Below are 24,517 nucleotides of genomic sequence, written 5' to 3' on the forward strand. Positions count from 1 at the left end.
CACCTGCCTACCCCTTCCGTACGTGGTAGACCTCCAGCAGGCCGCACATCCCCCTGCGCTCGCGCTCGCTCGGCCCTGCCAGCTCGTGGACGGCGGCGGCCTCGAAGTGCGCGACGTCGCCGCGCTCCAGCGCGTCCAGCTGCCTGCCGGTCTCCTCGGCCACCGCCCGCGCCCCGCTCTCCCAGCGCCGGCGCCACTCCGCCAGCCGCGGACGAACCAGGCGGGCGGCGGCCTGGTGGAACGTCTTCAGCGGGCCGAGGTCACCCCCCTTCGCCGCTTCGGCCAGCACCGTGAAGCCCTCGACCGCCAGGTCCCTCCGCCTGAACGCGGCTCCCAGGTCCGATCCGGGGGCGCCGCCGTCCGGCAGCGTGGCGGCTGCGGCGTAGGCCTCGGGATCGTCCAGCAGGTGCTGGGGGAAGGTCAGGACCGCGTCGCCCGCCTCGGGCAGGCCGCTGTTCTGCATGAGCACGACGATCTGCAGACCGCCGTGGTTGACGAGGCGGTGGATGGTGCCAGGGGTGAACCAGACGACGGCGCCCTGCCTCAGCGGCGTCCGGGCGAAGCCGTCCAGGCTGAGGGTCTCGACCAGGCCTTCGCCCGAGGTGACGACGTAGGCTTCGCTGCAGCACAGGTGGAGGTGGGGGGTGCCGCCCACCTGACCGTCGGGGGCGAGCGTGTCGTAGACGCACAGCCGCGAGACGCCGACGGCGCCGGGGAGCTCAGCCACGGGGACCTCCACAGGAGCTGGGAAAGGGCTTTCCCGCAAGCTAGGCCCCTACGATCCCGACGTCAACGCCCCTGCGGGCCCCTGCCCGGCTCCCTCGCGAGGGGATCAGGGGGTGACGGGCACCTGGTCGGGGGCTCGCGTGGCGGTGAGGTGGCGGCGGACGTTCAGGGCGGCGGTACGGCCCGCGCGGTTGGCGCCGATCGTGCTCGCCGAAGGGCCGTACCCCACCAGCTGCAGCCGGGGTTCGGCCACCGCCTGCGTGCCGTCCACCTGGATGCCGCCTCCGGGCGTGCGCAGCCGCAGCGGGGCCAGGTGGTCGAGTGCGGAGCGGAACCCGGTCGCCCACACGATCGTGTCGGCCTCCTCGAAGCGCCCGTCGGCCCAGGCGAGGCCGTTCGGCTCGATCCTGGAGAACATCGGCAGCCGGTGCAGCGTCCCCTTGGCCAGCGCCTCCAGCACGACGGGCGTGTAGCCGAGGCCCGTCACGCTGACCACGCTCTGTGGCGGGAGCCCCTGGCGGACCCGCTCCTCCACCATGGCCACCGCGTCCCTGCGCGCCTCCTCGCCGAAGTCGTCGTCGCGCCAGACCGGCGGCCTGCGGGTGATCCAGAGAGTCCCCGCCGCGACCCCGCCCAGCTCCGACAGGACGTGCATCGCCGAGGCGCCGCCGCCCACGACCGCCACCCTGCGCCCGGCGAACTCGGCGGGCCCCCTGTAGGAGGCGTAGTGCATCTGCCTGCCCAGGAAGCCCGCGCCGCCCGGGTAGAACGGCCAGTACGGACGCGTCCAGGTGCCCGTCGCGTTGACCACCGCCCGTGCCGCCCACTTCCCCGCGTCGGAGGCGACGACGAGCCTGTCGTCCTCGCCTCTCGTGACGGCGCCCACCCGCACCGGCCGTACGACGTGCAGGCCGACCGAGCGCTCGTAGTCGCCGTAGTACGCGGGCACCACCAGCGCGGTGGGGGCCCGGCCGTCGGCCGTCGGCTCCCTGCGCACACCGGGCAGGTCGAAGATGCTGTGGATCTTGTCCATGGTCAGCGAGGGGGACCTGTGCCGCCACGCGCCGCCGGGACCGTCGGCGGCGTCGAGCACGACGGGGTCCAGGCCGTAGCGGGCCAGGAAGTAGGCGCTGGACAGTCCCGCCTGCCCCGCGCCGATGACGACGACGTCCGTACGCTTCACGTTCATGCCCAACCGCGATGGATGTCGCGCTCTTCCCGCGCGCCCCACGAGCGCCCAGCCGGGCCATGGCATCTCCGTGCGCCTCTACAGGCATGTGTTGACATGAATTTATGTGCATGACAGCATGCACATGCTTTCATCAACGAACGGAGATTCCCGTGACCACTCTCGTGACCGGCGCTCGCGGCACAGTCGGCCAGGCCGTCATCAGCCGCCTCCACACCGCCGGCCTGCCGGTGCGCGCCGCCAGCGCCAACCTCGCCGAGCTGACCGTTCCGGCCGGCGTCGAGGCCTTCCACCTCGAGCTCGACCGGCCCGAGACCTTCGCCACCGCGCTGCGCGGCGTCCGCCAGGTGTTCCTGTATCCCGAGCCCGGCGGCATCGACGCCTTCGTCAAGACCGCGCAGGACGCCGGCGTGGAGCACGTCGTGCTGCTGTCGTCCGCCTCGGTCCTCAGCCCGGACGCCGAGAGCAATCCCCTGGCCGGCCACAGCCTCAAGGTCGAGCAGGCCCTGACCGCCTCCGGCCTTCCCAGCACGTTCCTGCGGGCCGGAGCCTTCGCCGGCAACGCCCTCGGCTGGGCCCACTTCATCAGCAGGAACCTGCCGATCGAACTCGCCTACCCGGACGCCGACGTCGCCCCCATCCACTCCGCCGACATCGCCGACATCGCCGTCGAAGCGCTGACCGGTCCCTCGCTCAAGGGCCGCGCCGTCGTCCTGACCGGACCGGAAGCGCTCACCTTCCGCCGGCAGCTGGCCGTCCTGTCGGAGGTTCTCGGCCGCGACATTCCGCTCGTGCGGATCACTCACGCCGAGGCCGAGCAGCAGATGAGCCGGTACATGCCCGCTCCGGTGGTCGGCTGCCTGCTCGCGTACTGGGCCGCCGCCTCCGAGGAGCCCGCCGCCATCGAGGACACCACCCAGACCCTCCTCGGCCGGCCCGCCCGCACCTTCCGGCAGTGGGCGGCCGAGAACGCCGCCGCCTTCTCCGGACACTGATCCCGACCTTCGACAAGGCAGACCATGACCACCCTCCCCGCTTCCGCGCCACCGCGATCCACCGATCGAAGGCGCTGGGCCGTCCTCGCCGTCATCCTTTTCGCCGCGATCCTCGACCTGCTCGACGCGACGATCACCAACATCGCCGCACCGACCATCGCCGCCGACCTGGGCGGTGGCGATGCCCTCGTCCAGTGGCTCGGCGCCGGCTACGCCCTCGCCATGGGCGTCCTGCTCGTGGTCGGCGGCAGGCTCGGTGACAAGTACGGACGACGCCGCCTGTTCCTGACCGGCATCACCGGCTTCACCGTGGCCTCGATCGCCTGCGGCCTGGCCTTCGACCCGGTCTCTATCGTCGCCTTCCGGCTGCTCCAGGGGGCCTTCGGCGCCCTGCTCATCCCTCAGGGGTTCGGCATCCTGGGCGCCGTCTTCCCCCGTGAGGAGCTCGGTAGGGCCTTCAGTGTCTTCGCGCCCGCCCTCGGCCTGTCCGCGATCTGCGGACCCGTCCTGGCCGGGGTCCTCATCGACGCCGACCTGTTCGGGCTCGGCTGGCGCTCCATGTTTCTGATCAACATCGTGCTCGGCGGCCTGGCGATCGGCCTGGCCGTCCGGCTCCTCCCCCACGACGACGGCGACCGTGGCGTCACCGTCGACGGCCTCGGCTCAGGTCTCCTGGCGGGCGCGATGCTCGGCCTGCTCTACGGCCTGATCGACGGCTCCGGTCACGGGTGGACGCTGCGCCCGGCCTCGTGCCTGGCCGCGGGAGCCGTCCTCTTCGCCTTGTTCTGCCTGCGCCAGCGCACCGCGTCCAGTCCGCTCATCGAGCCCTCGCTGCTGCGCAACCGCGGCTTCGTCTCCGGCCTGGTCCTCGGCCTGGTCTTCTACGCGGCGATCTCCGGCCTGCTGTTCGTGCTCTCCCTCTTCCTGCAGGACGTGCTGCACCGCACGCCGACCCAGGCCTCGCTCGGCCTCGCGCCGATCGCGGCGGGCATCGTCGTCGCCTCGATCGCGGCCCACCGGCTCATCGCCCGCCTGGGCCGTACCCTCGTTCTCGCCGGTCTGGTCCTCACCCTGACCGGGACGCTCTGGCTCCTCGCGCTGGGATCGGGGCCGGCGGTCCCCGCGCTCGTCGCGCCCGTCTTCGTCACCGGGCTGGGCATGGGGACCTGTTTCGGCACCATCTATCAGATCACCCTCGGCGGCATCGACCCGAAGGAGCCCGGCAGCGCCAGCGGTTCCCTCTCTGCCATCCAGCAACTGGCCAACAGCATCGGCGCGGCGGCCGTCACCACGGTCTACTTCCATGCCGCCGGCGGCACCGCCCTCAGCCTGTCCGTCGTGGCCGCCGGCGTCCTGGTCTGCTGCGCCCTCGTCCGCCTGCTGCCCCGCCACGCCCAGCCGCACCACTGAGCGCACCACGACGAAGCCGCACGATCACCGTCGGGGTGATCGTGCGGAGCTCTCGATCGTCTGCTTCATCTCCGCCGCGCCCCGCTCGACGCGCACGCGGATCTCGGCCGCGACCGCGTGCGGCAGCACGTCGGTGGTCCAGATCAGCCGGCTCGCCTCCGCGCCCTCCGCCCTGACCTCGAATGCGGCGTGGTGGTGCTCGACCGGGGGCCGCGCGCCCTCGACGACGGCGTAGGCGAGGCGGCGGGCGTCGTCGTCGCTCGTGACGATCAGCTCGCGGATCACGTGCCCGTCGGGAAAGGTCGGCCCGCCTACACTGGGAGGCCGTAACCAGGGGGTCGGATGCGGGGCAGCGCCTGTACATGAGTGACTACGATGTGTTCCTTGCCGACTGTCCGGCCCGCACCACGCTGGATCTGATCGCCGACACCTGGTCGGTCGTGGTGGTGTTCGGGCTGGGACGCGGCCCGCGGCGCTACAGCGATTTGCGCGACCAGATCGGCGGGATCAGCAACAAGATGCTGACCCAGACGCTGCGCAAGCTGGAACGCGGCAACCTCGTGGAGCGGCGGACCCTGGCCACCGCCCCGGCGGGCGTGGAGTATCGGCTGACCCGCCTCGGCGAGAGCCTCCTCGAGCCGGTGTCGGTGCTCGCCCGGTGGGCCGAGGAGCACGCCGACGAACTGGGTGACGACTGACGCCGTGGGGAACCGGTCGGTGCCCCACGCGCTCCTAGCGTTGCGGCCATGAGAATCGGAATCTTCGGGGCCGGTGCGATGGCCGACGCGCTCGGCACCCAGTGGGCCGCCGCGGGACACGAATTGATGATCACCGGCCGGACGGCGGGCAAGGCGCAGGCGCTGGCCAGCAAGTGGGGCGCTCGCGCCGGCGGTTCCAGGGAGGTGGCCGAGTTCGCGGACGTCGCCCTGATCGCGGTGCTCTACCAGGGAATGGCGGGCACGCTCGCCGCGATCGGCGACGCGTTGCGGGACAAGCCCATCATCGACTGCAACAACCCGGTCGAGGTCGAGCACTTCACGCTGGTCACCCCGCCGGGCCGGTCGATGGCGCAGGACATCGAGCAGGCGACCGGCGGACATGTCGTCAAGGCGTTCAACCTCTGTCACGCGCGGGTCTGGCAGATGCGGCCGCCGGTGTTCGACCACCGCAGCCTGGTCGTGCCCTACTGCGGTGACGACCAGGCGGCGCTGCAGACGACGCGTCAACTGATCACCGACATCGGCTGCGACCCACTGCCGGTCGGAGATCTTCGGCATGCGCACCACCTCGAAGCGATGGCCGCGATCATGATCTCGCTGCTGTACGGCGGACATGACGCGCACACGGTCTTCAATCTCGTCGACCACGCCGTCGTCCCCGCGAGCGCGTAGCCGCCGCCGCTGGAGGCCGCGAGGCAGCGGTCCTGGTCGTGGAGGAGGGCCGGCTGCCGAGGCGAGAGGTCAGGGGCGAGCGCGCCTGGGCAGCGTGGCGGCGGCCAGGACGAGTGCCAGGGGAAGCACCGCGACGAGGTAGGCGGTTCGCAGGTCGAGGGCGGCGCCGAGCGCGGCGAGGGTCGCGGGCGCCGCCAGGATCGCGGTGCCCGAGGCGAGCGCGCCGTAGGCCGCCGCGCGTGCCGTGGGGAGGCCGGGCACCTGGACGAACCGGGCGAGCGTGACCGGGTAGAACGGCGCGACGCCGAGGCCGGCCAGGGCGAGCCCCAACGTGACCGGCACCGGCGCGTCGAACAGCGCGACGACGACGGTTCCGGCCGCCGCGAGCCCGCAACCCACGAGGATGACGGGGACTCGGCGGGCGATCAGGCGGGGCGCCGCCAGCCGTCCCGCCGCCATCCCGACCAGGAACGTGGTCGCGGCGGCCGCGGCCGCTCCCGCGGGCAGGCCGGTGGCCTGCAGCCTGGTGGTCGACCAGATCGTGAAGCAGAACTCGATCGACACCGCCACCACGATCGTGGCCCACACCCCCGCGGCCCGCCACACGGACGGCACCCGCGCGACCTCCACCTGAGGCCGGGCGCGCTCCACGGCGCCGAGCGGCCCGTCACCCGTTCCACGCCCGGAGCCCGAACTGGAGACGGAGACGGCGTCCGAGCTGGCGACGGTGGCGGTGGCTGAGACAGAGACGGCGTCCGGCACAGAGACGGCGTCCGCGTCAGGGCCGGTGGCGGCGGGTGAGCGGCGGAGGCGGGTGTCGGCTGCCAGGAACAGCAGAGGAGGGACGGCGATCAGCAGGGCGAGCCGTCCGCTGAGACCAGTGGCGGCCAAGGCCCCGATCGCGAGCGGCCCGAACAGCGCGCTGACGCTCCCGGCCGCGTACGCCCGAGCCAGCCCTGCAGCGGCGTCAGGTCCGCTCAGCAGGGCGGGGGTGACCAGCACGAACCCCGCCGCGCCCAGGCCGAGCAGCAGCGCGCCTGCCGCCGCCATGACCGCGCTCGCGCCGATCGCGAGCAGGATCGTTCCCGCGGCGGCCACCAGGGCGGAGCCGAGCAGGGCCGGTCGCGGTCCGGGGCGGAGCGCCCAGCGTCCGGTGACGCCGGCGACCAGCAGGCCGACGCCGAACGACGACGACAGCCACGCGAGCTCCTCCGGCGCGCTGTCCAGGTCGGCGGCCAGCAGCACGAGGCAGGCGCCGAGACTGTTGACGGTGAAGCCGAGCGCCGCCTGCGCGAGCCCGACCTGGCGGACCACGCGCCGGTCCCAGCTCATGGTTGCACCTGGTGGCCGACGGCTTCACGCCTGGTTCGCGCGCGGCGCAGCAGGTGGGCCAGGTGTCCGAGGTCGCTCACGCGCAGGTCGCCGTCGAGGCCGCGGAGCGCCGCGGTGATCATTCCCGCCGCCGTGCCCGCGGCGAGGCCGGGGGCGGAGTCCTCGACGACGAGGCATGCGGCGGGGTCGACGCCCAGCTCGGCGGCGGCCCGCAGGTAGCCCTCGGGATCGGGCTTGCCCTGCCGTACGTCGTCGATCGTGAGAAGCAGCGGCGGTTCGATCCCGGCCGTGGCCAGCCGCGCCTTCGCCAGCCGTCCGTCGGCGCTCGTGACCACCGCCCACGGCAGGCCCGACTCCTCCAGCGCGGCGAGCAGGTCGGACGCGCCGATCGCGGCGGCGACGTCCGACAGGTCGTCGTACTGCAGAGCGAGCTGCCGCTGGGCCGCGATCGTGGCCGCCTCCTCGTCGAGCTGCGGGAAGAGCTGTCGCACCGTACGGCCTGACGGGTTGCCATGGGCGATCGCGAGCACCGTTTCCACCGCGACGCCGTACTCGCCTGCCCAGGTGGTCCAGGCGCGCTCGACGCAGGCGTCGGAATCGACGAGAGTGCCGTCCATGTCCAGAAGTACCGCCTCCACCTCACCGAGGTCCGGCCGTCGTGTCATGGGGCCTCCTTCTGTATAAACTCGTCCATCGAGCATAAAGGAGACAGTGGTGCGGATGGCAAGCCCCTCTCGCGTCGGCGACGCTCGCTGGCGCGGGGCGTTGGCGGTTCTCGAGGAGATGCGCCGCGAGCCCGGGGTGACGAGAGCGGTGGTGGCGCAGCGGCTCGGGCTGAGCAGCGGCTCGGCCACCGAGATCACCGCGCGCCTGCGTGAGCTGGCGCTTCTGTCCGAGACACCGGCCGCGGCCTCGGGGCGGGGCCGTCCCACCACCGTCCTCGGTCCGCACCCCGAGGGCCCGCTCGTGATCGCTGTCGACCTGCGCCAGGAGGACTGGCGGTGCGCGGTCGCGGCCCTCGACGGCAGGCCGGAGATCGTCGAGGCGGGTGTCCACGCCGGGCGCGGCCCCGAGCAGGTGATCGGCCCGATCGCCCAGGCGGTGCGACGCGTCCACACCCGCCACGGACGGCGGGTCAGGGCCGTGGGGGTGGCCGTCGCGGCGACCGTGCAGCACGGCAGGGTCGTCCAGGCCGCCACGCTGGGCTGGGACGCGGTGGACCTCGGCGCGCTCGCCTCCGACGCGCGGCTGCCCCTGCTCATCGGAAACGACGCGACGCTCGCGGGGGTCGCCGAGGCCCGCGAGGGCGCCGCGGCGGGCGCGGCGACGGCGCTGCACGTCATGATCGAGGTGGGGGTCGGCGGCACCCTGGTCGTCGACGGGCGGCCGGTCAGCGGCGCGACGGGAGCGGGCGGCGAGTTCGGCCACCTCCCGCTCGGGGAACCCGGGCTGCGCTGCCCGTGCGGGGCCACCGGCTGCTGGGACCTGGCCGTGGACGGCAGAGCCATCGCCCGCCATCTGGGCGAGCCGCCGCCGGACGATCCCCGGACCTACGCGCTGGCCGCCATCGCCCGGACCTCAGCGGACGCGGCGACAGCCGCGGCCGTCGGCCGTACGGCAGGCAGCTTCGGCGGCGGCCTGGCAGGGCTCATCAACGCCCTCGACCCCGACGTCGTCACGCTCGGCGGACTCGCCCAGCCGCTGCGGGCGGCGGCCACGCCGGAGTTCGAGGCCGCGCTGACCGGCGGGCTCATGCGCTTTCGCCGGGCGGACCCGCCGCGCGTGGTGGCCGCCGTCCTGGGCCAGGACGGCGCGCTGCACGGAGCCGCCCTCACCGCGCTGGACCACGTCCTGACCGAGGCGGGGATGAACGCGTGGACGGCCGCGCTGCGGCCCTGAGCTGTCGTGGACGCGTGCGGCGCGCCCCTGGCTCATCCCTCGTCCGGAGGTTCGGGAAGCAACGGCCGCATGAAGGTCCGCTCGTAACGGAGGACGCACCCGCTCTCGTCCCTGATGCGGTCGGCTTCGACGAAGTCGGGATGGACGCCGAAGAGGGCGCGGTACTCCTCGTAGGCGGCCAGACTGGGAAAGCTGAACAAGGCCAGGGCCTTGTCGCTGGCGCCCTCCGCCGGAAGGAAGTAGCCGTGGTGCGTGCCTCCGTGGCGGTTGACCAGTTCGATCCAGCGGCGGCCGAAGCGCTCGAAGGCGTCGATCTTCGAAGGGTCGATCACGTACTCGACGACACAAGTGATCACAGTTGACCCTAGCAACCCGCGGCCGCTTCGCTGTTCCGGCGGGCAGACCGTCAGGGCGCGCCGTCGAGCGCGGTGAGCACGCCGTACCCCGCGTCACTACTTACGGCCTGAATAGTATGCTTTGACACACAATAAGCATGAGGACACCATAGGCGGATGCCTATGAACTCTGGTGTCCGACTGATTCGCAACGACCGTCTCACGCAGGCGGTCGACTACGCCTACGCCGCCGTCGCCGACGCGCCCGTGCGCTCCATCTGGGTGGCTGGCGCGTGCCCGCTCGACCTCGACGGCAACACGGTCGCCGTCGGCGACTACGCGGGGCAGACCCATCAGGTGATGCGCAACCTCGTGACCGCGCTGGAGGGCGCGGGAGCGTCGCTGGCCGACGTCGCCAAGACCACCGTGTACGTGGCCTCCTCCCGACAGGCCGACCTGGTCAGCGCGTGGCAGGTCTACCGCGAGTACATGGGGGAGCACGACGTGCCCAGCACCCTGCTCGGCGTCACCGTTCTCGGCTACCACGACCAGCTGGTCGAGGTCGAGGCCGTCGCGGTGATCCCTGGCTGACGGGGTCTGCCCACAGGGTCCTGGCCGTGGCGCTCACCGTGGCAGGGTGCGGGCTGCTGCCCGGCGAGGCCGCGGGCCGGCGGCTCAGCCGGTGAGCGTGGCGCGGGCGAGGGAGCCTGGGTCGGCGTCGGCGCGGGCGATCACGGCACCTTCGGGCGACCAGAGGCCCGAGCGGCCCGCGGTGCGCGCGAACCCGCCTCCCGTCGGTCCTGCGAAGCTGGCCACGGCGACCCAGACCCGGTGGTCGGCGACGACGCGGCGGGCCCGTTCCTCCATGATGGGCAGGTCCTCCTCCAGCTCGCACACGCCGGCCACGTAGGCGTCCATCCCCAGTTCGGCGGTCTCGGCAGCCTGCCGTGGCACCCCCATGTCCTTGCAGATGGCCAGGCCCAGCCTCCAGCCGCCGACCTCCAGCACCGAGGGCTTCTCGCCGGCCTGGAAGCGCTCCGGCTCCTGCCCGCCCAGGCACATCTTGCGGTAGGCCACCAGGACACCGCTCGCGTCCACGGCCAGCGTCGCGATGGACGGGCGGTCCTGCTCGCCCCGCACGAGGGCGCCCGCCAGGGCGACCGATCGCGTCTCGGCACACGCCTCGACGATCGGGATGAGACGCGGGTCCTCGCAGGTGATGACGGGGGCGTCCAGTTCGTAGCCGGTCAGCGACAGCTCGGGGAAGACCACCACGCGCGCGCCGGCCGCGCGGACGACGGCGGCGTGGGTCCGCGCGTTCGCGGCCACGTCGAACGCCATGGTCGGCGGCTGGGCGACCGCGATCGTCAGAGGGTCACGATGAAGCATGTCTCGCCCCAGGATCAGGTGATCGTTCGGATGCAGACTACCGGGCGGCTCCCACGGCGCTCAGCCGCCGGTGGCGTCACAAGACGCGCGGGACGGGGTGTCGATAAGGTTCCGGTCCGTCGAGGGTGAGAGTGACGGCGACGCGCGCCTCGAGGCGCGGCGGGTCAATCGCCAGGGTCGGTGAGGTGGTGCCGGGCGGTGGCGAGGGCCACGTCGACGTCGACGCCGAGTTCGCGGACCGCGGCGGCGTAGGCGCGGGCGGCGTCGGCGAGACGGGCGGTGCGTTCACGTTCCGGCAGGTGGGGGATGTCGCGCACCACGGTGCCCTGGCCCGCCCGACCGCGCAGGTAGCCCGCGGCCTCCAGTTCGCGGTAGGCGCGGGCGACCGTCCCCGCCGCCAGACCGAGGTCGTGGGCCAGTTGCCTGATGCTCGGAAGGCGGTCGCCGACCGACAGCCTCCCGGTCCGGATCAGCGCCGCGATCTGGGCCCTGAGCTGCTCGTACGGCGGCGCGGCCGCGTCCGGATCGATCTCGACGATCATGCCGGGGCCTTCGGGGCAGGGCGCGGCCTGGCCCTGATGCCGAACCAGGAGTACAGCGCTGCCGGCACCATCGCGAAACCCAGCGCATTCATGATCCAGTTGGCGGGTTCCGGGGCGTCGAGGGCGAGCGTCATGGCCCACATGACGTCGAGGGCGGCCATGCACATCAGGGCCAGCGACGCTCCGCCGATGGCCTGCAGCGAGCTCGCCCTGATCGCGTCGTCGGCCGCGCCGAGATCGGCGGCGCGCCTGGTAGATCCAGGTGTGAACGCCCAGCGTCGCGACGATGAGGACGGGCCCCCAGCGCGCTCCCCACGTCAGGCGGTCGCTCGGCCTGCGCACCACGAGGCTGGCCCGGCGACGGCCTTCGGGCATCGGCAGGGACGCCCCGACCTCGGCGAGCAGCGCCCCCGCCAGATATCCGGCGACGCCCAGGAAGTAGTGGTAGCCGCCGCTCCCGGAGGCGAACGCGCACAATGTACCAATACAACGCTACATTCGCGCCCCGCTTGTTGCTTGACATTCCGGACGACGGGGGCATAACGTCCCGTCAATCGGCAGGCACAGACGAAGACATCCCTGTCAGTGGTCTTCGTCTGTGCTTTTGTCATTTCCGGACCGCTGGCAAGGGACCTGAACCCCCCTGAAAGGCGGCTGGGCATGAGCGACGCCCCCGTGGCCACCAGTACGACCCGCATCCGCAACGCCGCAGACGCGGCCGGCCTCATCGACACCCTCACGCGCCTGACCGGCAGGGCCAGCTGGATCTGGTTCCTCGCCCTGGCGGGTCTGTTCCTCGACGCCTACTCCAACGCGGCGCTGGGCGCCGGGCTGTCTCCCATGGTCAAGCAGCTCGGCCTGTCTCCCACCGAGGTGGGACTGCTCACCGCGATGGCGCCGGCTATCGCCATCGTCTCCAATCCTTTCGGCGGCTGGCTGGCCGCTCGGATCGGCCGGGTCAAGCCGCTGCTGATGACCAAGGTCGTCTTCGCGCTCGGCGCGCTGCTGACCGCGGCCGGCTCCGATTTCCAGACCGTCTTCGCCGGGCGGGCCCTGGTCGGCATCGCCTACGGCATCGACTTCGCCGTGGCCATGGCGCTGCTGGCCGAGTACACCCCGGCCTCGCTCAAGGGCAGGCTCAACTTCTGGCAGGGCGTCTGGTACACCGCCACCACCACGAACCTGCTGCTCACGCTGGTGTTCTATCGCTTCGACGTGGGCGCAGACATCTGGCGCTGGTCCGTGGCCTCCTCGGCCGCCTTCGCGCTCGCGCTGTTCCTGCTCCAGCTGACCTTCCTCGTGGAGAGCCCGACCTGGCTGGCCGCCAAGGGCCGCCTGCGCGAGTCCGCCGCGGCCCTGCGCCGGCTGTACGGCTTCGCCGTCCAGGAAGGGCCTCAGGAGGGCGGATCTGAGGGCGACAGGCGGGTGGGGATACGCGACGCCGGCGTGCTGTTCCGCCCGCCCTACCTGCCGAGAACGGTGCTGTCCACGGTCATCTCGCTCACCCAGGCCATGCAGTACTTCGCGGTCGGCTGGTAACTGCCGGTGATCAGTCTGGAGCTGGACCCGCCGGGCCCTGGCGAGCTGCTCGTCAGGGTGGAGGCGGCGGGCGTGTGCCACTCCGACCTGTCGGTGGTCGACGGCAACAGGACGCGCCCGGTGCCCATGCTCCTCGGACACGAGGCGGCAGGCGTGGTGGAGCAGGTCGGACCGGGAGTGACCGGCCTTGCCCCCGGGCGACGCGTCGTCATGACGTTCCTGCCCAGGTGCGGCGGCTGCGACGGCTGCGCCACCGACGGCGTCGCGCCGTGCCTTCCCGGCAGCGCCGCCAACAACGGCGGCACCCTGCTGAGCGGCGCCGTCCGCCAGCACAGGGACGGCACGCGGGTGCTGCACCACCTCGGGGTGTCGGCGTTCGCCACCCACGCGGTGGTCGACCAGCGCTCGGCCGTCCCCGTCGACGACGACGTGCCGCCCGAGGTGGCCGCGCTGCTCGGCTGCGCCGTACTGACCGGCGGGGGCGCGGTGCTCAACGTCGGCAGGCCCCGCGCGGGGCAGACCGTCATGGTCGTCGGGCTCGGCGGCGTCGGCATGGCGGCGCTGCTCACCGCACGTGCCCTCGACGGCGTCAGGGTCGTCGGCGTGGACGCCAACCAGGACAAGCTCGCCACCGCCCGCGAGCTGGGCGCGCACGAGGCGTACCTCCCTGCCGACCTGCCGGAGAAGGCGGAGATCGTGGTGGAGGCGGCGGGCAGCGCACCGGCGTTCGAGACGGCGGTGAACGCGACCGCCCCCGGCGGCCGCACCGTCAGCGTGGGGCTGCCCGCGCCGCACGCCCGCGTCTCGATCTCGCCGCTGGCACTGGTGGCCGAGGGCCGCAGCATCGTCGGCAGCTACCTGGGCTCGGCGCTGCCCGCCAGAGACATCCCGGTGTTCGCGCGCATGTGGCGCGAGGGCAGGCTACCGGTGGAGAAGCTGATCTCGGCCAGGATCGGGCTCTCGGCCGTCAACGAGGCGATGGATCACCTGGCCGACGGCACCGCACTCCGCCAGGTGATCGTCTTCGACCGGTAGCCGCCTGCCGCGTCGGGGGCGCGTCGGGGGCGCGTCGGCCCGCCGAGCGGCGGCGACGGTCGCGGCTGCGGGAGGAGGCGGGCGTGCAGGGGCGTGCGGGGGCGGGCGGGCGTGCGGGGGCGCGGGGCAGCGCGCCGGACGGTCGTGCGAGGATCCGGGGATCGTGCACGACCACTGTGGAGGATGAGAATGTTCGCCGTTCCCCTGGGTGATGGAGCTGAGCTTCGGCCGCTGGAGCCCTGGCAGGCCGAGGAGTTCCTCGCCCACATGGATCGCGGCCGTGAGTTCGTCGGCCAGCACATCGGGCTTGCCGACGTGGTGGGCGACCTCGACTCCGCGCGCAGATGGCTCCAGTCGTACGCCGACAGGGCCGCCGCCGACACCGGGCGGCTGTACGGCATCTGGCTCGACGGGCTCCTCGTCGGCGGCGTCCTGTTCAGGGTGTTCGACGCGGGCATGGGCACCTGCGAGGCCGGTTGCTGGCTGGAGCCGGCCGCCGCGGGACGCGGCCTGGTCACCCGCGCGGCGCGCGTCATCATCGACTGGGCGATCACGGAGCGCGGCATGCACCGGGTGGAGTGGCAGGTCTCCTCCAAGAACACGCCGAGCATCAACGTGGCCAGGCGCCTGGGCATGAGCCGCGACGGGGTCCAGCGAGAGAACAGCCTCCACCGGGGCGTACGGCAGGACACCGAGATCTGGTCGGTGCTCGCGCCCGAATGGCGTTCCGCGCACGGCACCGCCTGACGGGCTCTCCCGTCATGCCGAAAATCCGTCGCCGGAGCGGCCTGCTCATGGATATGGTCGCCAGGTGCCCGATGCGATCTTCTCCCACCCTCGTCTCGCACCCGTCTACGACGCCTTCGACGGCGAGCGCGATGATCTGACGGCCTACCTCGACATCGTCGAGGAGCTGGGCGCCGACCAGGTGCTCGACGTCGGCTGCGGGACAGGATCCCTGGCCGTCCTGCTCGCCGAGAGGGGCCACACTGTCGTGGGAGTCGATCCGGCCGAGGCGTCACTTGAGATCGCGAGGTCGAAGGATCGAGAGGCAAGCATCACCTGGGTCCACGGGGATGCCACGGCAGTGCAGGGGCTCGGCGCCGATCTCGCCCTGATGACGGGAAACGTGGCGCAGGTCTTCCTCACCGACGACGACTGGACACGGACGCTCCAGGGCATCCACGCCGCCCTTCGCCCGCACGGCCACCTCGTCTTCGAGACCAGGCGCCCCGAACGCCGGGCATGGGAGGACTGGGCCGCCGACCCTGCTCCCATCGTCCTCGACGTCCCTGGGAGCGGGCCGGTGGAGCAGCACCGTGAGGTCACCGACGTCAGCCTTCCGCTGGTCTCCTTCCGCCACACCTACAGGTTCCTGTCGGACGGCGCGGTGGTCACCTCCGACTCCACTCTCCGCTTCCGAGGCCGCGAGGAGGTGGAGTCGAGCCTGGTCGCGCACGGTTTCCGCGTGCTGGACGTGCGAGATGCCGCTGATCGTCCAGGTCGCGAGTTCGTGTTCGTCTCCGAGCGCACGACCTGAGGTCGTCGGGGCGGTCCGTGTCCGCGCCAGTCTCACCATCCGGTCCCGGAGGCGCCGGGAGGACCGCGCGCGGGAGCGCTGATCGTTACGGTGATCGTCATGACGCTGCTGTCTCGCCTCGACCGTTTCAACCGGCGGCACCCGTGGAGCCACAACGACCACTACGGCCCGTGGGTCGCCTCCCAGGTGGCCTCCTCAGGGGCGGGCACCGTTCTCGACGTCGGATGCGGCACAGGCAACCTCGTCGCGCTGCTCAGCCGGCGCGCCTCCACCGTCACCGGGCTCGAACCTCATCCCCCGACGGCCCGCGCCGCGGCGGAGCGCTTCGCCGGCGAGTCCGCGGTCACCATCGTCAACACCGACTTCGCCGGGCGTCCTCAGGGGCGCTGGGACGCCGTCACCCTCGTCGCCGTCCTGCATCACCTCCCCCTGGCCCCGACCCTTCGTGAGCTGCGCGGCTGTCTGACCCCAGGCGGGCGCCTCGTGATCGTCGGCTGCTACCGGGAGTCAGGACCCGCCGACCTGCTCGCCGCCCTGCCTGCCATGGCGGCCAATCCGATCATGGGGCTGGTCAAACACCCGGCCCGCGCCGAGGCGCCGCCCCTGCACATGACGGCGCCCACCACCGAGGCCCGGGAGACCCTCGCCGACATCCGGGCCGCGGCAGCAAGGGAGCTGCCCGGCGCCCGGATCCGGCGTCGCCTCTTCTGGCGGTACACCCTGGTCTACGACGCCCCACGAGACACGGCAGGGCTCTGACGCCGTGTCCGGCACCGCTGACCAGCCGGGACACGCCTCCACGGCTCTTTGCCGCCGTCTCCGCCTTCAGCGCGGCCGGCCCTCACCCCGCGGCCCCCGAGGTCACGCCCGCAGGTCGGTGGAGCTGATCACGGGGCAGCCGACGAGCTCCGCGAGCACGTCGCGCTGTTGATCCGTCAGCGGAGGGAGGAAGACGACCGCGTCGGCGCCGCTCTCCTCACGAGCCAGTGCGATCTCACGCGCCTTGCCCGCGCTCACCAGCGTGCGCGAGGAGTAGGGCCTGTCCATCGCCTTCACGCCGCCGTCGGAGACGCCCCTGCGCTGCACCACGCACCCCACCACGCGAGCGCCGAGGGCCGTCACCGCCTCGGCGAGTTCTGCCATGAGGATGGCGTGCCGCCGCTGCCTGGCGGAGAAGAAGCCGACGAGGAGGACGTCCCCACCCGACAGGGTCACCGGTGAGGAGTCCCGCCGCCTCTTCGGGCGCGGGGCGCGGCCCCGCCGTTGACGTCCGTGCCACTTCACGACGGACACGGTAGCGCTCGCCCGCCAGGCGCCCTGCCTGGCTCCCCGGCGGGATCCGCGACCGGCCGGGCCACCACCCCAGGAGGCCGGCATCCGCTAGGCGCGCGGCCGGCGGGGCCAGGCCAGCAGCGCGGCGGCGGCCACGAGGCTCGAGGCGACGAGGAACGGCGCGCTCAGCCCGAACAGGCGCGCCAGCACGCCGCCCATCAGCGCCCCCAGGCCCGCCGCGCCCATCCCGAAGAGCCGGAACACCGCGACCACGCGTCCGAGCAGGTCGTCGGGGGTCAGGGCCTGGCGGCCCGACCCGACGGCCACGCTGGTCAGCGTCGCTCCCGCGCCGCCGACGGCGAGCAGGACGCCCGTCATCCAGACGTTCGCGCCGGCGAGGACGCCCAGCCACACCAGCGCCTGGACGCCGAGCGCGAGAGCCGTCGTCTGCCGGTAGGACAGGCGCCTGGTGAGGGCGCGGGCCCGCCATCCGGCGACGACGCCGCCGACCGCGCCCGCGGCCACCAGCGCGCCGTACGCCGCGGCCGGTACGGCGAGCACGTCCGTGGCGTACAGCACGAAGGTGGCCAGGACGAGGTTGAAGCCACAGTTGTAGGCGCCGAGGCTGAGCGCGAGCGCCCACAGCTCCCGCGTTCGGAACACGTGGCGCAGGCCCGCCCGCACCGCCGACAGCAGGCCCTCGCGGGCGGCGCCTGCCGTACCGGTGTCGGGCAGCCGGCGCACCAGCCACGCCGAGACGAGGAACGAGGCGGCGTCGATCGCGAACGGCAGGGCTCGTGCCAGCGCGAACGCGGCCGAGCCGAGGGGAGGCCCGAGAAGCCCTCGCCCGATGGTGTCCAGCGCCCAGAAGCGGCCGTTCACGTGGGCGAGCGCGTCCTTGTCCCTCCCAGCGACCGCCGGAATGGTCGCCTGCGCCGCGGAGTCGAAGAAGCACTGCGCGGCGCCCACGGCCAGCACCGCCGCCACCAGCGCGGGCACGCTCGCGCCGCCGGTGACGACCAGGACGGCGGCCACGGTGAGGACCAGCGCCCTGACCAGGTCGGCCGCCAGCATGACCCGCCGCCGGTTCCAGCGATCGACGAGAGCACCCGCGGGCAGGCCGATGACCAGCCAGGGCACGAAGAAGGCGGCCGTCACCGCCGCGACGGCGAGCGGATCCCTGGTCAGGGAGGCGGCGAGGAGCGGGGCCGCCGCGAGGAAGGCGCCGTCGCCGGTGACGGAGACGCCGGTCGCCGCGAGCCCAGAATCTCCAGGTAGTCGAAGTCGGGGCAGCCGCCTGCCGTGGTGGCGGTGGCCCTGATCGTGTTGGCGCCCGCGACGAGCGGGACCCCTTGGCACCCAAGGGACTGCCCACGGGCCCGTACTCCAGCCACCGCCATTCCGACGCCGGCCGCGAGTCCTCACCCCGCGACCACGCCCCCTTCGCCAACCGTTCGGCATCCTGATCAGCGCGGAAGATGATCCGCATGTAGATGCGCTGACGCTCGTTCAGCGCGGACCACGCCTCCACGGCGCGCTTCGACGGCGGCATGACCGCGACGCTACCAATCCCGACCGGCACGCGGCTCGTCCTCGCGCACGCGCGTCAAGGGGCTCGCAAAAGTCCCTCGGCCGGAGTGCGAGGCGCACCACCGGGCGCTGAGGCTACCCGGCCGAAGTCAAGCACACTTGACATCACGGCGGCCTCCTCCTACCGTGTCAAGTGTCCTTGACTTCTCGCCGCAGGAGGGCGACCCGTGCAAGCACACACCACGACCGGGGACTACCGGGAGTCGGCCAAGGCAGCAGTCCGGCTCGTACTCTGGACACTCGCCTGGACGGCGACCCTCGCCTTGGCCAAGTTCGGTCCCGAACTCCTGTGGGACTCTCAGCAACCGGTGGCAAGCTGGGCCGCGGTCGCCGTCAACCTGGCCGTCGGCATCGGATGGATCGTCGCCTTCACTCGCTTTCTTCAGAGAATCGATGAGCTGCAGCGCAAGGTCATGCAGGAGGCTCTGGCCATCTCCCTCGGAGCAGGGTGGGTCGGCGGATTCGCCTATGTCGTCGCGGATGCCGCCGGCCTCATCACTTACGACGTCAACACCGCAGTCCTGCCCGCGCTCCTGGGAGTCGTCTTCGTGATCGCCTTTGCCGCTGGCATGATCAGATACCGATGAAGAACCGTATTACGGAACTCCGGGCCGAACGCGATTGGACACAGGCCGATCTGGCTCAGCGGATCAGCGTGTCGAGGCAGACGATCAACGCGATCGAAAAAGGCAAGTTCGACCCGAGCCTTCCCGTCGCCTTCCGCCTCGCCAAGGTGTTCGACCTGACGATCGAAGAAGTCTTTCTCGACGAGCAGTAGAACATCATCCGAAGCAGCTGAACACCGATCGGACGGCCGCGGAAGCACCCGCGCCGGTAGATCGCCCATGCGACCCCGTACGCGCGTGCTCGATACCTCCCCTTCGATAGAGGCGGCCGGGGTGGGAAGCGCGGCGTGCGCTTCCCACCCTGCCCACCATGCTTCGGCGTACAGCCGGTCGATCAGCTCGACCGGCTCGACCGGGTTGCCGTCCGGGTTGCGGATGCCAAGTACCTCCTGCGCCCACCCATCGGCGGCTCCGGCGGCTCCCCTTCGTCGAGGGCAGGCCCCACACGCAGGCCCCGCTCCCCAAGGCGGTACGCGAAGTCCGGCGAGCTGATGGCCGCGTACAACTGGTCGGAGAGAGCGTGGAACAGCGAGTCAGCGACCAGGTCGTACGGAGGCGCCTCGTCGTCGTTGACCCTGCGCAGCGAGGTGACGGTGATCGGAGGGGTGCCCGTGCCGGGCATCCTGGTCTGCATGATGTGGGTGAAGGAGGTCGTGGCCTTCAGCTAGGAGGGGATGTACATCGACCACATCAGCTTCCAGGCCGGCGCGGCCACGGCCGGGCGGCCCGGCTGCTGCGGGGCCGGGAGCGCCGCCCCGACGAGCGCGCCGAGCCGGCGTCGCGACAGACGCATGGCGGTCCTTCCTACTGGATCGTCGAGCGCCTGATCACGTCGGCGCTCCCGTTGCCGTTGTTGTCGGAGTTGCTCGAGCCGAACCAGATGGCACTGGCGTTGGGCACCTTCTCCACCAGGCGGAGCCTGCCGTACGTGCTGGTGAAGTAGGAGTTGACGGAGGAGACGTTCTCGCCGTTGAGCACGACGCGCCACAGCCGCTGGCCGCGCAGGGTCGCCACGAAGACGGTGTTGTTGACGATCGCGATGCCGCTGGGCGAGGCCTCGGAGACCGTCCAGGTGTGCTTGGGGTTGGTCATGCCGGAGACGTTGCAGGTGCCCTCGCAGGTGGGCCAGCCGTAGTTCTTGCCCGACTGGATCAGGTTGAGCTCGTCACGGGTGGCGTTGCCGAACTCCGAGGACCACAGCCGTCCCGCGGAGTCCCACGCCAGGCCCTGCGGGTTGCGGTGGCCGTAGCTGTAGACGCGGGTGCCGAACGGGTTGCCGGGGGCGGCGGCGCCGGTCTTGGTGATGCGCAGGATCTTGCCGTTGAGCGAGGAGAGGTTCTGGGCGGTGCTGGTCTGCTGGGCGTCGCCGGTGGTGACGTACAGGTGGCCGTCGGGGCCGAACCTGAGGCGGCCGCCGTTGTGGTAGCGGTTCTTGGCGATGCCCTGCAGGACGGAGGCGTAGCCGCTGAGCGAGGTGCCGTTGAAGTTCATCTTCGCGACCCTGTTGCCCTCCGAGGCGGTGTGCATGAAGAACACCTCCTGGTCGGTGGTGCCGTTCCAGCCAGGCGAGAAGTCGATGCCCATCAGGCCGCCCTCGCCGTCGGTGGTCACGACGTTGGGCACGGTGCCGACCTGGGTCTTGGCGCCCGAGGGTGTCACCTTGAAGACCCTGAAGGTGTCGCGCTCGGTCACCAGCGCGTAGCTGCCGTCCGGGGCCCACGACAGGTCCCACGGCACGTCCCAGCCGCCGGCGATCGTCGTCGGGGTCTGCGGCACGCTCCCGCACGAGCCCGTCGTGAAGGCGGCCGACGGCGCGCTCGGCGTGGACAGCTGGTTGGCGGTGTCACGGGCGACGACGCGCAGCTGGTAGGTCCTGCCGCACTCGAGAGGGACCGTGGCGGTGGTCGCGGGCGGGCTGCCCGTGACGGTCTGCAGCACGGTGTCGGCGGCGTCGCGGATCAGGTAGGCGCGCACGCCGGCGTCGTCGGTGGAGGCGCCCCACGTGAGCGTGGCCTGGGTGGGCTGCACGCCTGAGACGGTCGGCTGGCCAGGCTGGGTGGGCGGGTTGTCCGCCGGCGCGGGCAGGGTGCGGCAGGCGGCCTCAGGGCTGCTGAGCGAGACGTTGCCCGAGGCGTCGCGGGCGAAGACCGACAGCTGGTAGCCGAAGTCGGGGTTCAGGCCCGTCAGCGTGTACGGCGAGGCCGGCGCCGTCGCGATCTGGGTGCCCTGGTGGAAGATGTCGTAGGCCACGACGCCGAGGTTGTCGGTGGAGGCGCCCCAGGTCAGCTTGAGGCTGTTGTGCGTGATCTCGCTGCACGACGGCTGTCCTGGCGGGGTGGGCTTCTCGGCGTCGCCGGGGCCGCTGACGCGCAGCCTGTCGAGGTTGGGCCCGCCGTTCGCGGTGGCGGCGGTGGCCCTGACGACGTTCGCGCCCGCGTTCAGCGTCGCGTTGAGGGTGACCTCCTGCCAGGTGGTCCACGCGCCGGTGCCGGGGAAGTCCCTGGCGACGACGGTCCCGTTGACCGAGATGTCCAGCGGCCTGTTGGTCGTGGTGCCGTTGGCGTAGCGGAAGGCCAGCGCCTGCTGTCCCGCGGCGGCCGCGCTGACGGTGAACTCCACGTAGGAGCCCGCGACGTTGGCGTAGTCGACGAATCCCGAGCCCGTGTAGCCGGCGTGCTTGGTGTCGACGACGCCCTGGGAGATCGTCGCGCTCTCGGCCTGGTAGTCGGTGAAGTCGCTGGGTGCCTGCACCTCGAAGTCGAGGAAGTCCCAGTTGGGGTTGCCGCCGACGGCCGAGGCGGTCGCCCTGATCGTGTTCTGGCCGGCGGCCACGGGGGCGGTCAGCGTGCTGGTGGCCCAGGTGGACCAGGCGCCCGTGGGGCCGAAGGCGCGGTCGTCGGCGACGAGCGTGCCGTTGACGGAGATGTCGCTCGGCCGGTTGGCGGTGGCGCCGTTGGCGTAGCGCAGGGCGATGGTGGCGGTGCCCGCGTGCGGCGCGGTGACCGTCCACTGGGTGTAGGCGCCGGCCACGTTGTCGGCGTTGACGAAGCCGGTGCCGGAGTATCCGGCGTGGTTGGACTCGACCACGCCCTGGGAGACGGTGGCGTTCTCGGCCTCGTAACGGGTGGGCGCGGCGAAGGCGAGCGAAGGGGCGGACACGACGAGTAATCCCGTAAGGGCCAGAAGGGTGCGTAACTTCATCTGGGTCTCCGTGAAGAGATAGGAGCTTTGCACCGTGATCCCACAGAAAGTCACGGGGGTCAACGGAATTTAGGAAACTTTCCTAACTTCCATTCGCGGGCCGCCCTCCAGAAGATCCACTCGAGGAGGACCGGTCCGGCCGGCCCTCCTCGGCCGCGCGGCGAAAGACATGAAAGGTCTCAGCCTCCCTCCTTCCTGAGCGCCGCCCTGCCCTCGGCCGCGCCGACGAAGCGCATCTTCCCCAGCGGCACCTCCGCGGGCTCCGGCGCGGCGGGCCGCCTGGCCGTACGGCCTGCGTCCCTGTCGGTGGGCAGCACGTACGGCCGCCTGAGCACCTCGTCGAGGATGAAGACCGTCTCGGTCGCCTTCACCGCAGGGATGTTGGCCATGCGCTCGGTCACCAGCCTGTGCACCGCCGCCACGTCGGCCATCCGCACCTGGATCATGGCGTCGTGCTGGCCGGTGGTGATCGCGCAGTACTCCACCTCGGGCATCCTGGCCAGCTCGGCCCTGAACTGCTTCCACATCTGCTGCCGCACTGTCACGAAGACCAGCGCGGTGATGCCGAGCCCTGCCCTGACGTGGTCGATCTCCGCGGTGAACCGCTTGATCGCCCCATCGGCCCTCAGCGCCTCGAACCTGGTGTAAGCGTTCGCCCGCGAGATCCCCACCCGCTCGGCCAGCGCCGCCACGGAGATCCTGCCGTTCTCGCGCAGGACCTCGAGGATCTTCATATGGATGCCGTCCAGTTCGAGCCCGATGCCGATCCGTCCAGAAGGATCAGCTGGGCGCCCGCTATTTGAAGACATTTCCGTCATTAGGTGATCAATCCCTTCACGTACGTCTCAGTCTTGTGACATGAGCTGGACATTCTGCCGGACAATCCAGCACCAATCGCAACCAACCGTCCAGCTTCGGAGGACACCCCATGGCGACCCGCTCTCAGACGGCAGCTCTGCTGGTCGTCGGTGCTCTCGCGCTCGCCGCCTGCTCCGCCGGCGGCGTCAAGCCGTCGTCCGCACCGCAGTCCGGCGCCAAGACCCTCGTCATCGACACGTCCTTCGACCTGAAGACCGCCGATCCAGGCCGCACCTACGAGCCGACGGGCCTGTTCGTCGGCAAGGCCGTCTACGAGACGCTGCTGACCTTCGACGGCGCGGACGTGACCAAGCCGGTTCCCGCGCTGGCCGAGTCGTACGAGCTGTCCGAGGACGGCAAGGTGCTGACGCTCAAGCTGAAGAAGGGCGCCACCTTCGCCGACGGCTCGCCGCTGACGGCCGACGACGTGGTCTTCTCGCTGACGCGGGTGCGCGACATGAAGGGCACCCCCTCGTTCCTGCTCGACGGGGTCGAGGTCGCCAAGACCGATGACACGACGATCACGCTGACGTCGAAGGCGCCCAACCCCGCGCTGCCCTACATCCTGCCCAATCCCGCGCTCGGCGTGATCAACAGCAAGGTCGCCAAGGAGCACGGGGCGACCACCGACGCCGGTGACAAGGCCGAGCAGTACCTGAACACCACCTCCGCGGGCTCGGGGCCGTACACGATCGAGTCGTTCAACCTGTCGAGCCAGGTCGTGCTCAAGGCCAACCCCAAGTACTACGGCGCCAAGCCCGCCTACGACAGGGTCGTCATCCGCAACGTCGAGGCCGCCACGCAGAAGCTGAACGTGCAGCGCGGCGACAGCCAGGTGGCGCTCAACCTCTCCGGCGACCAGGTGACCGGCATGCCGGCGAACCTGCAGGTGAAGAAGACCGCCTCGGCCAACGTCATCTTCCTGCTCGCCAACCAGGACTCCTCGGTCAGCAAGACCACGCCCAACGCCAAGTTCGTCGAGGCCCTGCGCAAGGGCGTCGACTACGCGGGGCTGCTGGAGCTGGCCGGTGAGGGCTCGACGCAGGCGCCTGGGATCATCCCCTCGCAGCTGCTGGGCGCCCTGCCGCAGGACCAGGCGGCCAAGCGCGACGTCGAGGGCGCCAAGGCGGCGCTGGCGGCCAGCGGGCTGTCCAACCCGACCGTGAAGCTGGAGTTCCCGAGCGAGCTCACCGTCAACGGGCTGTCCTTCCAGCCGCTGGCCGAGCGGATCCAGGCCAACCTGAAGGAGGTCGGCATCACCGTCGACCTCGCGCCCGCGCCGGTCACCACCGCGCTCGACAACTACCGCAACGGCAAGGAGGAGCTCGGCCTGTGGTACTGGGGCCCTGACTACCCGGACCCGAGCGACTACCTGGCCTTCCTGCCCGGCAAGCTCGTGGGCCTGCGGGCCGGGTGGAAGGACGGCGCCGACAAGGCGGTCTCGGCCGCGGGCGACAAGGCGGCCACGACCATCGGCGACGAGGCCCGCAAGGCCGCCTACGCCGACGTGCAGACCAAGCTCAACGCCTCCGGCCCGTTCATCCCGCTCATCCAGCCGAGCCAGAACATCGTCACCGCCGCGTCGGTGACCGGACTGGAGTACCACCCGGTCTGGACGGTCGACCTCGCCGACCTCGGCGCCAAGTAG

30 protein-coding genes are annotated in these 24,517 nt (G+C 71.7%); 16 read left to right on the forward strand and 14 right to left on the reverse strand.

Going from position 1 to position 24,517, the window contains the following annotated elements; translation table 11 throughout:
* Positions 1-7: 7 nt before the first annotated feature.
* Together ABFX50_RS45315 and ABFX50_RS45320 are read right to left on the reverse strand one after the other, a co-directional pair.
* Positions 8-727, reverse strand: coding sequence for a cupin domain-containing protein (locus ABFX50_RS45315; protein ID WP_346156085.1), 720 nt, complete (start codon positions 725-727; stop codon positions 8-10).
* A gap of 105 nt (positions 728-832) precedes the next feature.
* On the reverse strand, positions 833-1,915 hold the full coding sequence (locus ABFX50_RS45320) for an FAD-dependent oxidoreductase (protein WP_346156088.1): 1,083 nt from the start codon (positions 1,913-1,915) through the stop codon (positions 833-835).
* Positions 1,916-2,067: 152 nt separating this feature from the next.
* Between ABFX50_RS45320 and ABFX50_RS45325 the strand changes: the two genes are divergently transcribed.
* Positions 2,068-2,910 (forward strand): NAD(P)H-binding protein, encoded by an 843-nt coding sequence (locus ABFX50_RS45325; protein ID WP_346156090.1) that lies wholly within the window; start codon positions 2,068-2,070, stop codon positions 2,908-2,910.
* Positions 2,911-2,934: 24 nt separating this feature from the next.
* Positions 2,935-4,320 carry an MFS transporter gene (locus ABFX50_RS45330; protein WP_346156094.1) on the forward strand — a complete coding sequence of 462 codons (1,386 nt, stop codon included), beginning with the start codon at positions 2,935-2,937 and terminating at the stop codon, positions 4,318-4,320.
* A gap of 24 nt (positions 4,321-4,344) precedes the next feature.
* On the opposite strand, the gene ABFX50_RS45335 is transcribed toward ABFX50_RS45330, so the two are convergent.
* Positions 4,345-4,605 (reverse strand): SRPBCC family protein, encoded by a 261-nt coding sequence (locus tag ABFX50_RS45335; RefSeq protein ID WP_346156096.1) that lies wholly within the window; start codon positions 4,603-4,605, stop codon positions 4,345-4,347.
* A gap of 77 nt (positions 4,606-4,682) precedes the next feature.
* Between ABFX50_RS45335 and ABFX50_RS45340 the strand changes: the two genes are divergently transcribed.
* Positions 4,683-5,018, forward strand: a complete 336-nt coding sequence (locus ABFX50_RS45340; RefSeq protein WP_346156099.1) for a winged helix-turn-helix transcriptional regulator — start codon at positions 4,683-4,685, stop codon at positions 5,016-5,018.
* 48 nt (positions 5,019-5,066) lie between these two features.
* Positions 5,067-5,711 carry an NADPH-dependent F420 reductase gene (locus ABFX50_RS45345; protein ID WP_346156102.1) on the forward strand — a complete coding sequence of 215 codons (645 nt, stop codon included), beginning with the start codon at positions 5,067-5,069 and terminating at the stop codon, positions 5,709-5,711.
* Positions 5,712-5,780: 69 nt separating this feature from the next.
* Here the strand turns inward: ABFX50_RS45345 and ABFX50_RS45350 are convergent, their stop codons facing one another.
* Positions 5,781-7,043 carry an MFS transporter gene (locus tag ABFX50_RS45350; RefSeq protein WP_346156105.1) on the reverse strand — a complete coding sequence of 421 codons (1,263 nt, stop codon included), beginning with the start codon at positions 7,041-7,043 and terminating at the stop codon, positions 5,781-5,783.
* Entirely contained in the window at positions 7,040-7,708 is a 669-nt protein-coding gene (locus ABFX50_RS45355; protein WP_346156108.1) for an HAD-IA family hydrolase, read from the reverse strand. The genes ABFX50_RS45350 and ABFX50_RS45355 overlap by 4 nt, the downstream gene beginning before the upstream one ends.
* A gap of 55 nt (positions 7,709-7,763) precedes the next feature.
* Between ABFX50_RS45355 and ABFX50_RS45360 the strand changes: the two genes are divergently transcribed.
* A complete protein-coding gene (locus ABFX50_RS45360) occupies positions 7,764-8,942 on the forward strand; it encodes an ROK family transcriptional regulator (RefSeq protein WP_346156111.1) in 1,179 nt (392 codons plus the stop codon).
* A 32-nt stretch (positions 8,943-8,974) separates the two neighbouring features.
* Here the strand turns inward: ABFX50_RS45360 and ABFX50_RS45365 are convergent, their stop codons facing one another.
* Positions 8,975-9,298 (reverse strand): NIPSNAP family protein, encoded by a 324-nt coding sequence (locus ABFX50_RS45365; RefSeq protein ID WP_183644069.1) that lies wholly within the window; start codon positions 9,296-9,298, stop codon positions 8,975-8,977.
* Between the two features lie 162 nt (positions 9,299-9,460).
* Between ABFX50_RS45365 and ABFX50_RS45370 the strand changes: the two genes are divergently transcribed.
* Positions 9,461-9,868 carry a RidA family protein gene (locus ABFX50_RS45370; protein WP_346156200.1) on the forward strand — a complete coding sequence of 136 codons (408 nt, stop codon included), beginning with the start codon at positions 9,461-9,463 and terminating at the stop codon, positions 9,866-9,868.
* Positions 9,869-9,952: 84 nt separating this feature from the next.
* Here the strand turns inward: ABFX50_RS45370 and ABFX50_RS45375 are convergent, their stop codons facing one another.
* From ABFX50_RS45375 to ABFX50_RS45385, 3 genes are all read right to left on the reverse strand, one after another.
* Positions 9,953-10,666 (reverse strand): carbon-nitrogen hydrolase family protein, encoded by a 714-nt coding sequence (locus ABFX50_RS45375; RefSeq protein ID WP_346156115.1) that lies wholly within the window; start codon positions 10,664-10,666, stop codon positions 9,953-9,955.
* Between the two features lie 164 nt (positions 10,667-10,830).
* A complete protein-coding gene (locus ABFX50_RS45380; RefSeq protein ID WP_346156117.1) occupies positions 10,831-11,208 on the reverse strand; it encodes a GntR family transcriptional regulator in 378 nt (125 codons plus the stop codon).
* Positions 11,205-11,369, reverse strand: a complete 165-nt coding sequence (locus ABFX50_RS45385) for a hypothetical protein (protein ID WP_346156120.1) — start codon at positions 11,367-11,369, stop codon at positions 11,205-11,207. Before ABFX50_RS45385 ends, ABFX50_RS45380 begins: the two co-directional genes overlap by 4 nt.
* A 125-nt stretch (positions 11,370-11,494) precedes the next feature.
* Here ABFX50_RS45385 and ABFX50_RS45390 point away from each other — a divergent pair, with 125 nt between their 5' ends.
* The 6 genes from ABFX50_RS45390 (at position 11,495) to ABFX50_RS45415 (ending at position 16,081) form a co-directional block, all read left to right on the forward strand.
* Entirely contained in the window at positions 11,495-11,650 is a 156-nt protein-coding gene (locus ABFX50_RS45390) for a hypothetical protein (protein WP_346156123.1), read from the forward strand.
* Between the two features lie 218 nt (positions 11,651-11,868).
* The gene (locus ABFX50_RS45395; protein ID WP_346156126.1) at positions 11,869-12,747 is read left to right on the forward strand and encodes an MFS transporter; all 879 of its coding nucleotides are present in this window, start codon (positions 11,869-11,871) and stop codon (positions 12,745-12,747) included.
* Positions 12,748-12,753: 6 nt separating this feature from the next.
* The gene (locus tag ABFX50_RS45400) at positions 12,754-13,782 is read left to right on the forward strand and encodes an alcohol dehydrogenase catalytic domain-containing protein (RefSeq protein ID WP_346156129.1); all 1,029 of its coding nucleotides are present in this window, start codon (positions 12,754-12,756) and stop codon (positions 13,780-13,782) included.
* A gap of 189 nt (positions 13,783-13,971) precedes the next feature.
* Positions 13,972-14,529, forward strand: a complete 558-nt coding sequence (locus tag ABFX50_RS45405) for a GNAT family N-acetyltransferase (RefSeq protein ID WP_346156131.1) — start codon at positions 13,972-13,974, stop codon at positions 14,527-14,529.
* Between the two features lie 64 nt (positions 14,530-14,593).
* Positions 14,594-15,322, forward strand: coding sequence for a class I SAM-dependent methyltransferase (locus ABFX50_RS45410; protein WP_346156135.1), 729 nt, complete (start codon positions 14,594-14,596; stop codon positions 15,320-15,322).
* 99 nt (positions 15,323-15,421) lie between these two features.
* Positions 15,422-16,081 (forward strand): class I SAM-dependent methyltransferase, encoded by a 660-nt coding sequence (locus tag ABFX50_RS45415; protein WP_346156139.1) that lies wholly within the window; start codon positions 15,422-15,424, stop codon positions 16,079-16,081.
* 102 nt (positions 16,082-16,183) lie between these two features.
* On the opposite strand, the gene ABFX50_RS45420 is transcribed toward ABFX50_RS45415, so the two are convergent.
* Together ABFX50_RS45420 and ABFX50_RS45425 are read right to left on the reverse strand one after the other, a co-directional pair.
* Entirely contained in the window at positions 16,184-16,606 is a 423-nt protein-coding gene (locus ABFX50_RS45420) for an HflX-like GTP-binding protein (protein WP_346156142.1), read from the reverse strand.
* Positions 16,607-16,702: 96 nt separating this feature from the next.
* Positions 16,703-17,953: an MFS transporter gene (locus ABFX50_RS45425; protein WP_346156145.1), complete on the reverse strand. Its 1,251-nt coding sequence runs from the start codon at positions 17,951-17,953 to the stop codon at positions 16,703-16,705.
* A 398-nt stretch (positions 17,954-18,351) separates the two neighbouring features.
* Here ABFX50_RS45425 and ABFX50_RS45430 point away from each other — a divergent pair, with 398 nt between their 5' ends.
* The 3 genes from ABFX50_RS45430 to ABFX50_RS45440 all read left to right on the forward strand — a co-directional run bounded on the left by ABFX50_RS45430 (position 18,352) and on the right by ABFX50_RS45440 (position 19,478).
* Complete coding sequence (locus ABFX50_RS45430; RefSeq protein ID WP_346156148.1) at positions 18,352-18,771, forward strand: hypothetical protein; 420 nt, start codon at positions 18,352-18,354, stop codon at positions 18,769-18,771.
* Positions 18,768-18,962, forward strand: coding sequence for a helix-turn-helix transcriptional regulator (locus tag ABFX50_RS45435; protein WP_285778997.1), 195 nt, complete (start codon positions 18,768-18,770; stop codon positions 18,960-18,962). The genes ABFX50_RS45430 and ABFX50_RS45435 overlap by 4 nt, the downstream gene beginning before the upstream one ends.
* Before the next feature lie 339 nt (positions 18,963-19,301).
* On the forward strand, positions 19,302-19,478 hold the full coding sequence (locus ABFX50_RS45440; protein WP_346156152.1) for a hypothetical protein: 177 nt from the start codon (positions 19,302-19,304) through the stop codon (positions 19,476-19,478).
* Here ABFX50_RS45440 and ABFX50_RS45445 read toward each other — a convergent pair.
* From ABFX50_RS45445 to ABFX50_RS45455, 3 genes are all read right to left on the reverse strand, one after another.
* The gene (locus tag ABFX50_RS45445) at positions 19,475-19,603 is read right to left on the reverse strand and encodes a hypothetical protein (RefSeq protein WP_346156156.1); all 129 of its coding nucleotides are present in this window, start codon (positions 19,601-19,603) and stop codon (positions 19,475-19,477) included. The genes ABFX50_RS45440 and ABFX50_RS45445 overlap by 4 nt on opposite strands.
* 11 nt (positions 19,604-19,614) lie before the next feature.
* Positions 19,615-22,011 (reverse strand): PQQ-dependent sugar dehydrogenase, encoded by a 2,397-nt coding sequence (locus ABFX50_RS45450; protein WP_346156159.1) that lies wholly within the window; start codon positions 22,009-22,011, stop codon positions 19,615-19,617.
* A gap of 179 nt (positions 22,012-22,190) precedes the next feature.
* Positions 22,191-22,829, reverse strand: coding sequence for an Lrp/AsnC ligand binding domain-containing protein (locus ABFX50_RS45455; RefSeq protein ID WP_183644113.1), 639 nt, complete (start codon positions 22,827-22,829; stop codon positions 22,191-22,193).
* Positions 22,830-22,939: 110 nt separating this feature from the next.
* Between ABFX50_RS45455 and ABFX50_RS45460 the strand changes: the two genes are divergently transcribed.
* Positions 22,940-24,517 carry an ABC transporter substrate-binding protein gene (locus ABFX50_RS45460; protein WP_346156163.1) on the forward strand — a complete coding sequence of 526 codons (1,578 nt, stop codon included), beginning with the start codon at positions 22,940-22,942 and terminating at the stop codon, positions 24,515-24,517.

This window comes from Nonomuraea recticatena (genome assembly GCF_039533245.1).
GTDB lineage: Bacteria > Actinomycetota > Actinomycetes > Streptosporangiales > Streptosporangiaceae > Nonomuraea > Nonomuraea roseola.

What these genes read in the sequence shown, in the direction of transcription:
- ABFX50_RS45455 (WP_183644113.1), bottom strand. Translation starts at nt 22,829, where the DNA reads ATGACGGAAATGTCTTCAAATAGCGGGCGCCCAGCTGATCCTTCTGGA.
- ABFX50_RS45340 (WP_346156099.1), top strand. Translation starts at nt 4,683, where the DNA reads ATGAGTGACTACGATGTGTTCCTTGCCGACTGTCCGGCCCGCACCACG.
- ABFX50_RS45435 (WP_285778997.1), top strand. Translation starts at nt 18,768, where the DNA reads ATGAAGAACCGTATTACGGAACTCCGGGCCGAACGCGATTGGACACAG.
- ABFX50_RS45370 (WP_346156200.1), top strand. Translation starts at nt 9,461, where the DNA reads ATGAACTCTGGTGTCCGACTGATTCGCAACGACCGTCTCACGCAGGCG.
- ABFX50_RS45385 (WP_346156120.1), bottom strand. Translation starts at nt 11,369, where the DNA reads ATGGCCGCCCTCGACGTCATGTGGGCCATGACGCTCGCCCTCGACGCC.
- ABFX50_RS45360 (WP_346156111.1), top strand. Translation starts at nt 7,764, where the DNA reads ATGGCAAGCCCCTCTCGCGTCGGCGACGCTCGCTGGCGCGGGGCGTTG.
- ABFX50_RS45345 (WP_346156102.1), top strand. Translation starts at nt 5,067, where the DNA reads ATGAGAATCGGAATCTTCGGGGCCGGTGCGATGGCCGACGCGCTCGGC.
- ABFX50_RS45460 (WP_346156163.1), top strand. Translation starts at nt 22,940, where the DNA reads ATGGCGACCCGCTCTCAGACGGCAGCTCTGCTGGTCGTCGGTGCTCTC.
- ABFX50_RS45450 (WP_346156159.1), bottom strand. Translation starts at nt 22,011, where the DNA reads ATGAAGTTACGCACCCTTCTGGCCCTTACGGGATTACTCGTCGTGTCC.
- ABFX50_RS45320 (WP_346156088.1), bottom strand. Translation starts at nt 1,915, where the DNA reads ATGAACGTGAAGCGTACGGACGTCGTCGTCATCGGCGCGGGGCAGGCG.
- ABFX50_RS45355 (WP_346156108.1), bottom strand. Translation starts at nt 7,708, where the DNA reads ATGACACGACGGCCGGACCTCGGTGAGGTGGAGGCGGTACTTCTGGAC.
- ABFX50_RS45330 (WP_346156094.1), top strand. Translation starts at nt 2,935, where the DNA reads ATGACCACCCTCCCCGCTTCCGCGCCACCGCGATCCACCGATCGAAGG.
- ABFX50_RS45350 (WP_346156105.1), bottom strand. Translation starts at nt 7,043, where the DNA reads ATGAGCTGGGACCGGCGCGTGGTCCGCCAGGTCGGGCTCGCGCAGGCG.
- ABFX50_RS45445 (WP_346156156.1), bottom strand. Translation starts at nt 19,603, where the DNA reads ATGCGTCTGTCGCGACGCCGGCTCGGCGCGCTCGTCGGGGCGGCGCTC.
- ABFX50_RS45390 (WP_346156123.1), top strand. Translation starts at nt 11,495, where the DNA reads ATGAGGACGGGCCCCCAGCGCGCTCCCCACGTCAGGCGGTCGCTCGGC.
- ABFX50_RS45405 (WP_346156131.1), top strand. Translation starts at nt 13,972, where the DNA reads ATGTTCGCCGTTCCCCTGGGTGATGGAGCTGAGCTTCGGCCGCTGGAG.
- ABFX50_RS45440 (WP_346156152.1), top strand. Translation starts at nt 19,302, where the DNA reads ATGGCCGCGTACAACTGGTCGGAGAGAGCGTGGAACAGCGAGTCAGCG.
- ABFX50_RS45395 (WP_346156126.1), top strand. Translation starts at nt 11,869, where the DNA reads ATGAGCGACGCCCCCGTGGCCACCAGTACGACCCGCATCCGCAACGCC.
- ABFX50_RS45375 (WP_346156115.1), bottom strand. Translation starts at nt 10,666, where the DNA reads ATGCTTCATCGTGACCCTCTGACGATCGCGGTCGCCCAGCCGCCGACC.
- ABFX50_RS45380 (WP_346156117.1), bottom strand. Translation starts at nt 11,208, where the DNA reads ATGATCGTCGAGATCGATCCGGACGCGGCCGCGCCGCCGTACGAGCAG.
- ABFX50_RS45415 (WP_346156139.1), top strand. Translation starts at nt 15,422, where the DNA reads ATGACGCTGCTGTCTCGCCTCGACCGTTTCAACCGGCGGCACCCGTGG.